The organism is Streptacidiphilus neutrinimicus (assembly GCF_000787815.1).
In the GTDB taxonomy this organism is placed as follows: domain Bacteria; phylum Actinomycetota; class Actinomycetes; order Streptomycetales; family Streptomycetaceae; genus Streptacidiphilus; species Streptacidiphilus neutrinimicus.
This window is the reverse complement of sequence record NZ_BBPO01000071.1, coordinates 28180-35105: the sequence shown is the minus strand read 5'-3', so window position 1 is coordinate 35105 and position 6926 is coordinate 28180. Positions and strand designations below refer to the sequence as shown.

The 6926-nt window shown below is 73.4% G+C and carries 8 protein-coding genes; 1 reads left to right on the top strand and 7 read right to left on the bottom strand.

The features are described from left to right. Positions 1-33: 33 nt before the first annotated feature. The 7 genes from TR48_RS31165 to TR48_RS31135 all read right to left on the bottom strand — a co-directional run bounded on the left by TR48_RS31165 (position 34) and on the right by TR48_RS31135 (position 6241). Complete coding sequence (locus tag TR48_RS31165) at positions 34-804, bottom strand: NUDIX hydrolase (RefSeq protein ID WP_084729908.1); 771 nt, start codon at positions 802-804, stop codon at positions 34-36. Continuing rightward, the gene (gene nth / locus TR48_RS31160) at positions 801-1691 is read right to left on the bottom strand and encodes an endonuclease III (RefSeq protein ID WP_084729907.1); all 891 of its coding nucleotides are present in this window, start codon (positions 1689-1691) and stop codon (positions 801-803) included. Before nth ends, TR48_RS31165 begins: the two co-directional genes overlap by 4 nt. 122 nt (positions 1692-1813) lie before the next feature. After that, complete coding sequence (locus TR48_RS31155) at positions 1814-2197, bottom strand: hypothetical protein (protein WP_152628288.1); 384 nt, start codon at positions 2195-2197, stop codon at positions 1814-1816. Positions 2198-2481: 284 nt separating this feature from the next. After that, the gene (locus TR48_RS31150) at positions 2482-3369 is read right to left on the bottom strand and encodes a metal ABC transporter permease (RefSeq protein ID WP_042373656.1); all 888 of its coding nucleotides are present in this window, start codon (positions 3367-3369) and stop codon (positions 2482-2484) included. After that, on the bottom strand, positions 3366-4271 hold the full coding sequence (locus TR48_RS31145; RefSeq protein ID WP_042373654.1) for a metal ABC transporter permease: 906 nt from the start codon (positions 4269-4271) through the stop codon (positions 3366-3368). Before TR48_RS31145 ends, TR48_RS31150 begins: the two co-directional genes overlap by 4 nt. A 6-nt stretch (positions 4272-4277) precedes the next feature. Then, entirely contained in the window at positions 4278-5252 is a 975-nt protein-coding gene (locus tag TR48_RS31140) for a metal ABC transporter ATP-binding protein (protein WP_236652416.1), read from the bottom strand. An 8-nt stretch (positions 5253-5260) separates the two neighbouring features. Then, positions 5261-6241, bottom strand: a complete 981-nt coding sequence (locus TR48_RS31135) for a metal ABC transporter solute-binding protein, Zn/Mn family (RefSeq protein WP_042373652.1) — start codon at positions 6239-6241, stop codon at positions 5261-5263. A 193-nt stretch (positions 6242-6434) separates the two neighbouring features. Here TR48_RS31135 and TR48_RS31130 point away from each other — a divergent pair. Further along, a partial coding sequence (locus tag TR48_RS31130; RefSeq protein WP_042373650.1) for a DinB family protein occupies positions 6435-6926 on the top strand: 492 nt, incomplete at its 3' end.

The window sequence follows — 6926 nt, the reverse complement described above, 5'->3', positions numbered from 1 at the left end:
ACGCGGCACAGCGCGCCGGACCCGCCCCGGTGGTCAGTCCGTGCCGACGTCAGCGGGCGGCAGCGCGCCGTCGCGCATCAGCTCGCGGGCGCGCTGCTGTTCCTCGCGGGAGGCGAAGACGGACGGGTCGCCGAGCTCGACCTCGCGGCCGTTGTGGTCCCAGGGCCGCTCCCAGCCCGCGTGGTGGAGCAGCCGGTCGATCACGCCGGCCGTGAAGCCCCAGATCACGTGGCCGTCGATCTGGAAGGCCGGGCCACGGAAACCGCTCGGGTGCCGCACCCGGGCCCGGTTCGCCGGGTCCGCGAGGCGGGCGACGGGGGCGCGGAAGACCTCGGCCACCTCGCCCTCGTCCACGGGCGCGACGGGGGTGGGCGTGTGCCACCAGCCGAGCACCGGCGTGACCACGAAGTCGCTGACCGGGATGTAGAGGTCCGGCAGCACGCCGAAGACCTGCACGCCGTCCGGGTCGAGGCCGGTCTCCTCGCGGGCCTCGCGCAGGGCGGCGCGGATCCGGCCCTCGCCCTCAGGATCGCCGTCCTCAGGGTCGAGGGCGCCGCCGGGGAAGGAGGGCTGGCCGGCGTGGGAGCGCAACCGTCGGGCGCGCTCGATCAGCAGCAGGTCCGGGCCCTGGCCGCCCGGGGACTCGCCGAACAGCACCAGCACGGCCGACCGCCGACCGCCCTGCGCGGGCGGAAGAAACCGGCTCAGCTGCCGCGGCTGCACGGACTCGGCGACCTCGCGCACGGGCACCAGCCAGTCCGGGATCCCCTCCCTGCGCACCCCCAGCGCCGCGGACGCGCTCACGCGTCCACCCCCGCGCCGCCGGCCTCGCCGTCGGCGGTGTCAGGCGTCGGACCGCCGTGGGCGGCGGCCCGGGCAGCGGCCTCGCCCGGGTAGTCGGCGGGCGGCTTGAGCCGCTGGCCGGGCTGGCCGCCCTTCTCGTACTTGAGCAGCTTCTCCGCCTTCACCGGGTCGGTCTCGCCCTCGCCGTAGGAGGGGCAGAGGCGCGCGATCGGGCAGGCCCCGCAGGCGGGCCGCCGCGAGTGGCAGATGCGGCGGCCGTGGAAGACGACGCGGTGGGAGAGCATGGTCCACTCGCGCTTCTCGACCAGTTCGCCGACCTCCTGCTCGACCTTGACCGGGTCGTCGGACTCGGTCCAGCCGAAGCGCTTGGCCAGGCGGCCGAAGTGGGTGTCGACGGTGATGCCCGGGACGCCAAAGGCGTTGCCGAGTACGACGTTGGCGGTCTTGCGGCCGACGCCGGGCAGGGTGACCAGATCCTCCAGGCGGCCCGGCACCTCGCCGCCGAAGTCGTCACGCAGCGCGGCGGACAGACCCATCACGGCCTTGGCCTTGTTCCGGAAGAAGCCGGTGGGCCGGATCAGCTCCTCCAACTCCTCCGGGTTGGCGTCCGCCATGGCCGCCGGGGTGGGGTACTTCGCGAACAGCGCCGGCGTCGTCTGGTTCACCCGCAGGTCCGTCGTCTGCGCGGACAGCACCGTCGCCACCAACAGCTGGAACGGGTTCTCGAAGTCGAGCTCCGGATGCGCGTAGGGGTAGACCTCCGCCAGCGCGCGGTTGATCCTCCGTGCCTGGCGCACTCTCGCCGTCTGCGTCTTCGGGAACGCCGCCTTCTTGAACCCGGGCCCACCGGCAGCGCCTGCGGTCACGGACACGCCACTCTTCGCCATACCCGCCAGAGTACGACCCGGCGCGGACACCCAAGATCGAGTCACGCGACATGATCCCGCGCCGTGACACCGCACCGGCCGGCCCGCGGAACCACTCGACGGGGGCGGTCGACGAGCCCTCTTCACCAGCCGCGACAGCGCGGCGACAGATCGGCGTTGGCGCCGCCGCCCAGCGTCCGGCCCGCCGCAGGGCGCACCGGACGGAACGCGACGGAACAGATCGGAACGACGGAGGGGGGCGCGACGGTGGGGAAACGGCGACTGGTCGTCGGCATCGTCGGTGCGGCCGGGATCGTGTACGGGCTGCGATCGCCACCGGGTTCCGCGGTCGTCTGCACCCGCTCGGCGGCGTCCAGCAGATTCCGGGGCAGGCGGCCCACGTAGTTCAGGATCGCCGGCTCGCGTTCGCCGGCTCGCGTTCGCCGGCTGCCGGTCCAGCCAGACGAACTCATCAGCGCATCGGCCGAGACGGCGTGGTGGGCGCGCAGCGCCAGCCAGGCCAGCACGGTCCGCTGCTCCGGCGCGGCGACGACGGCGCGCTCCCCCGCTCCCGTCCGGACCTCCAACGGGCCGAACACGCCCAACCGCATTCAGGCCCCCTCCCCCGATCGGCCACGAACACGGTAACTCGGTTACGGCGCAGGAGGAGTGATCGCGCTTCGGCCGGATGATCACCGGCTCGGCCCGGCCTGCCCGACGTGCCCGACGTGCCCGGCGTGGCGACCTGCCCGACGCGCCCGGCCTGCCCGGCCTGGCCGAGCTGCTCAGCCGCCGCCGCCCGGCGACGCGCTCAGCTCTCGGCGGTCGCGAGAGCCGAGGGCCGCCGGTCCCGCCGCGGGCGCAGCCAGGTGGCCGCGTACGCGACGGTGGCCGCGGTCATGATGGCGAAGCTGGGCGGGCACTGCGGGATCCAGGCCGCGACGGCCAGACCCACCCACATCTCGCCGACGGCCAGGCCACCCGCCAGGGCGAGGCCGCGGAACGGGCGGTTGGTGAGACGGATCGCCGTACCGGCCGGGGCGGCGAGGAGGCCGAGCAGCAGCAGGGACCCGACGGCCTGCGTCGCCTCGCCGGCGGTGACGCCGACGAGGGCGAGAAAGCCCAGGCCGAGGGCCTTGACCGGGACGCCGCGCGCGGCGGCGACGTTCTCGTCGAGGGTGGCGAAGAGCAGCGGCCGGGCGATCAGCAGGACGGCGAGCGAGACCGCGAGCGCGATCAGCACCGCGACCAGGGTCTGACCGCCGTCCAGGCCGAAGATGGAACCGAAGAGCACCGAGGTGCCTGCGCCGCCGTTGCCGCTGCCGCTGGCGGAGGTCGTGTAGAGGGTCAGGAAGAACGAGCCGAGGCCGAGCACCCAGGCGAAGGCGCTGCCGATGACGACGTCGTCCGCCTTGCCGCGGCGGCCGACCCCGGCCAGCAGCAGCCCGACCAGGACGCAGGAGACGAAGAGCCCCAGCCGCAGGTCGTAGCCGCCCGCCAGCGCGGCCATCGCGCCGGTGAAGGCGACGTGGCTGAGCGCGTCACCGGTGAAGATCTGTGCGCGCAGCACCAGGAAGTAGCCGACGAGCCCGGCCGCGAGCGCGATGGACGTGCCCGCCAGCAGCGCGTGGTGGAAGAAGGGCTGGGACCAGGCCGAGGCCGCGCCCGCGGAGTCCGCCGAGGCGAGCAGGAGGCTCATGCCGCACCCCCGGCGAAGGCGGCGCCCAGGGCGTCACGCCGACGCTCCAGCGCCCGCGCCGTGAAGCGCGCGGCGTGCGCGAGCAGGAACAGCCCGAAGGCGAACGAAGTCACGAAGAAGCCGAGCGGGTAGGGCCGGTAGAAGGCGGCGACCAGGCCCGCCCAGGTGACGGCGAAGCCGAGGATCACGGTCAGCAGCAGGCTCAGGCCCGGGCGGGCCGTCAGCACCTGCGCCGTCGCCGCGGGCAGCACCATCAGCGCGAAGACGAGCAGCGCGCCGGTGATCTGCGCCGCCTCCGCCGTCGCCACACCCAGCAGCACCAGGAAGGCGACCGACAGGGCGCGCACGGGCACCCCGCGCGCGGCCGCGACCTGCGGGTCGACGGAGGCGAACAGCAGCGGGCGACCGAGGACCGCCAACGCGAGCAGGACGGCGAGCCCGGCGACGGCGAGCGTGGCGACCTGCCCGGTGGTGATCCCGAGGAAGCTGCCGAAGAGCAGTGCCTGCGGCCCCTCCAGCAGGCCCTTGTAGAGGGCCATGAACAGGTAGCCGCAGGCCAGCAGGAACGCCTGGACGACCCCGGTGGCGGCCGACTCCTCCGAGCCGCCAGGCTCGCGGCCACGCCGCATCAGGGCCAGCACCAGCCCGGCGGCGACGCAGAAGCCGAAGTAGCCGAGGCTCAGGCTGAATCCGGCCAGCGTCGCCAGCGCCGCGCCGGGGAAGGCGACGACGGAGAGCGTGTGCCCGGCGAAGGTCTGCCGCCGCAGCACCATGAACCAGCCGACGGCGCCCGCGACGACGGCCACGATCGCGCCCGCACGGAAGGCGTTGACCATGAACGGGTAGGACCACATCAACTGGAAGTCGTAGAGCGGGTTCCAGGAGAAGACCGGTGACTCCATCTCAGCTCACCCCGCGTGACGGTCTGCGCGACGGTCGCCGTGGCCGTGACCGTGACCATGGCCGTGGCGGTCGGTGTGGACGGCGGGGGCCTCGGGCTGGCCGACCACGACGAGGCGGCCGTCCTGCGTGGAGAGCACCTCCACCGGGGTGCGGTAGAGGCGGGTCAGCGTCTCGGAGTTGATGACCTCGCTGGGCGGCCCGCACACCGCGCCGCCCTCGGCGATGTACACGACGCGGTCGAGGTGGTGCAGGATCGGGTTGACGTCGTGGGCGACCATGACGACCGCCACGTTCTCCTGGTGGCAGATGCGGCCGATCAGCGCGGCGACCGCGCTCTGGTTGGGCAGGTCCAGGCTGTCCAGGGGCTCGTCCAGCAGCAGCACCTCGGGACGGCGGACGAGCGCCTGGGCGATCAGCAGCCGCTGCTGCTCGCCTCCGGAGCACTGGCCGATCGGGCGGTGGGCGTAGGCGGACGCGCCGACCAGCTCGATGACCTCGTAGACGCGCCGCTGCTGCTCACGCCGGTCGCGGGACCACGGCAGCGGCACGCCCCAGCGGTCGCCGTCCAGACCCATCCGGACCACGTCGACGCCGCGGATGCGCAGGTCGGGGTCGAAGCTGCGGCGCTGCGGCAGATAGCCGACGCGGCTGCCGGCCTCGCCGGGGCGGCGGCCGAGCACGCGTATCTCGCCCTCGGCTGCGGGCATGATCCCGAGCAGCACCTTGATCAGGGTCGACTTGCCGACGCCGTTCGGGCCGAGCACGGCGACGAACTCCCCGGCCTGGACCTCGAGGTCGACGCCGGACCAGAGCGTGCGGCCGCCGACGCGCACCGCCGCGCCGGACAGGGACAGCACCGGCTCGGCCTGGCCGTCCGCCGCGGACGCCTCGGACGCCTCGGACGCCGCGGACGAAGGGGCGGAGGAGGGGTCTCGGCGCTCCGCGTTGTGCTGCGGCTCGGCCGCCACGACAGGGTTCACGTGCGTCCTCACTTCCCGGTGGCCTGGTGGAGGGCCTGCTCCAGCCCCTCCAGTTCGGTGGTCTGCCACTGCTCGAACGTGTCGCCCGCGGGGGCGAGGGTCTCGGTCACGGTGGAGACCGGGATGCCCTCGGACCTGGCCAGCTTCACCTGGGCGACCACGTCGGGGGTGGAGTTCTGGCTGTTGTAGACGTAGACCTTGATCTGTTTGGCCTTGATCTGCTGGTCGATCGTCGCCTTGTCCGCAGCGGTCGGGTCGGTGCCCTCGCTCATCGCGTCCAGGAACGTCTCCGGCGTCATCATCCTCAGCCCCAGGCCCTCGGCGAGCGGGGTGACGATGGACTCCGAGGCCCCGATCGGAGTGCCGGCGTATTTCGCCCTGATGTCCGAGATCAGCTGGTCGTACTGCGCCAGGGTCTGGGCCTCGAAGGTCTGCTTCCGCTGCTCGAAGTAGGCGGCGTCGGCAGGGTCGATCCGCTGGTAGTCGGCCGTGATCCTCTCGATCACCTGGTGCACGTTCGCCGGTGAGTACCAGCGGTGCGGGTTGCCGCCGGGCTGGATCCCGACCAGGTCGCCGACCTTCAGTTCGCTGCGGCCGCTGCCCGGGTTGGTCGCCAGCAGCTTGTCGGCCCACGCGTCGTAGCCGATGCCGTTGACGATCACGTACTGCGCGCCGGTGACCGTGCGCGCGTCCGCGGCGGTCGGCTCGTAGGAGTGCGGATCGGTGTCCGGATTCGTGATGACGCTGCTCACGTGCACGTGCGAGCCGCCCAACTGGGTGGCTATGGAGCCCCAGAAGTTCTCCGCCGCCACCACCTGGATCACCCCGCCGCCACCCCGCGCCACACCGGACCCGGAAGCCGAGCGGGAGCCGGGCGGAGCCGTGGTCGCGCATGCGCTGACCGTCGCCACCAGGGCGATCACCGCACCGCCGAGAGCCCCGCGCGACGGGCGGCGGGCGACCGGACGGGAGGGGACGGACGAGCGCATGGTGGAGGACCCCCAGGGGCAGACGTGGCCGAAGCTGACCCGTCCAGGTTAAATGGAAACGGTTTTCATACCTAGCCCGAATGGGTGTGGGATGAAAATCATTACCGAATCTTGACCCAGGGCAGCGCGGGGCGGCGACGGGGCCTTAGGGTGCGAGCGCAGGAGCGGCAGGCGGCCGAAAGGATGCCGATCGATGACCCACCCTCGCAGGCGGGCGGAGCTGTTCGGGGGCGCCGAGAGCGATCCCCGGTTCGGGACCCCGACCGTCGGGGACGAGCGGGAGGTGCTGACCGGGGTCCTGGACGCCCAGCGGGCGACGCTCGAGGCGAAGTGCGCCGGCCTCGGGGCGGAGCTGGCCGATCGCTCGGTGCCGCCGTCGACGCTGTCGCTGCTCGGCCTGGTCCGGCACCTCGCCGACGTCGAACGGCGCTGGTTCCGGCGGGCGCTCGCCGGGCAGGAAGTGCCGGACCGTTATGCCACGCCGGAATGGCCGGACGCCGACTTCGACGCCGCGACGGGCGACCCGGCGCTGATCGCGGCCGCGTGGGCGGCCTGGCGCGAGGAGGTCGCCTTCGCGCGGTCCTTCACCGCCGCCGCGCCCGACCTGGACCTGACCGGCCAGGACTCCTGGCGCGGCCGGGTCTCGCTGCGCTGGGTGCTGATCCACATGGTCGAGGAGTACGCC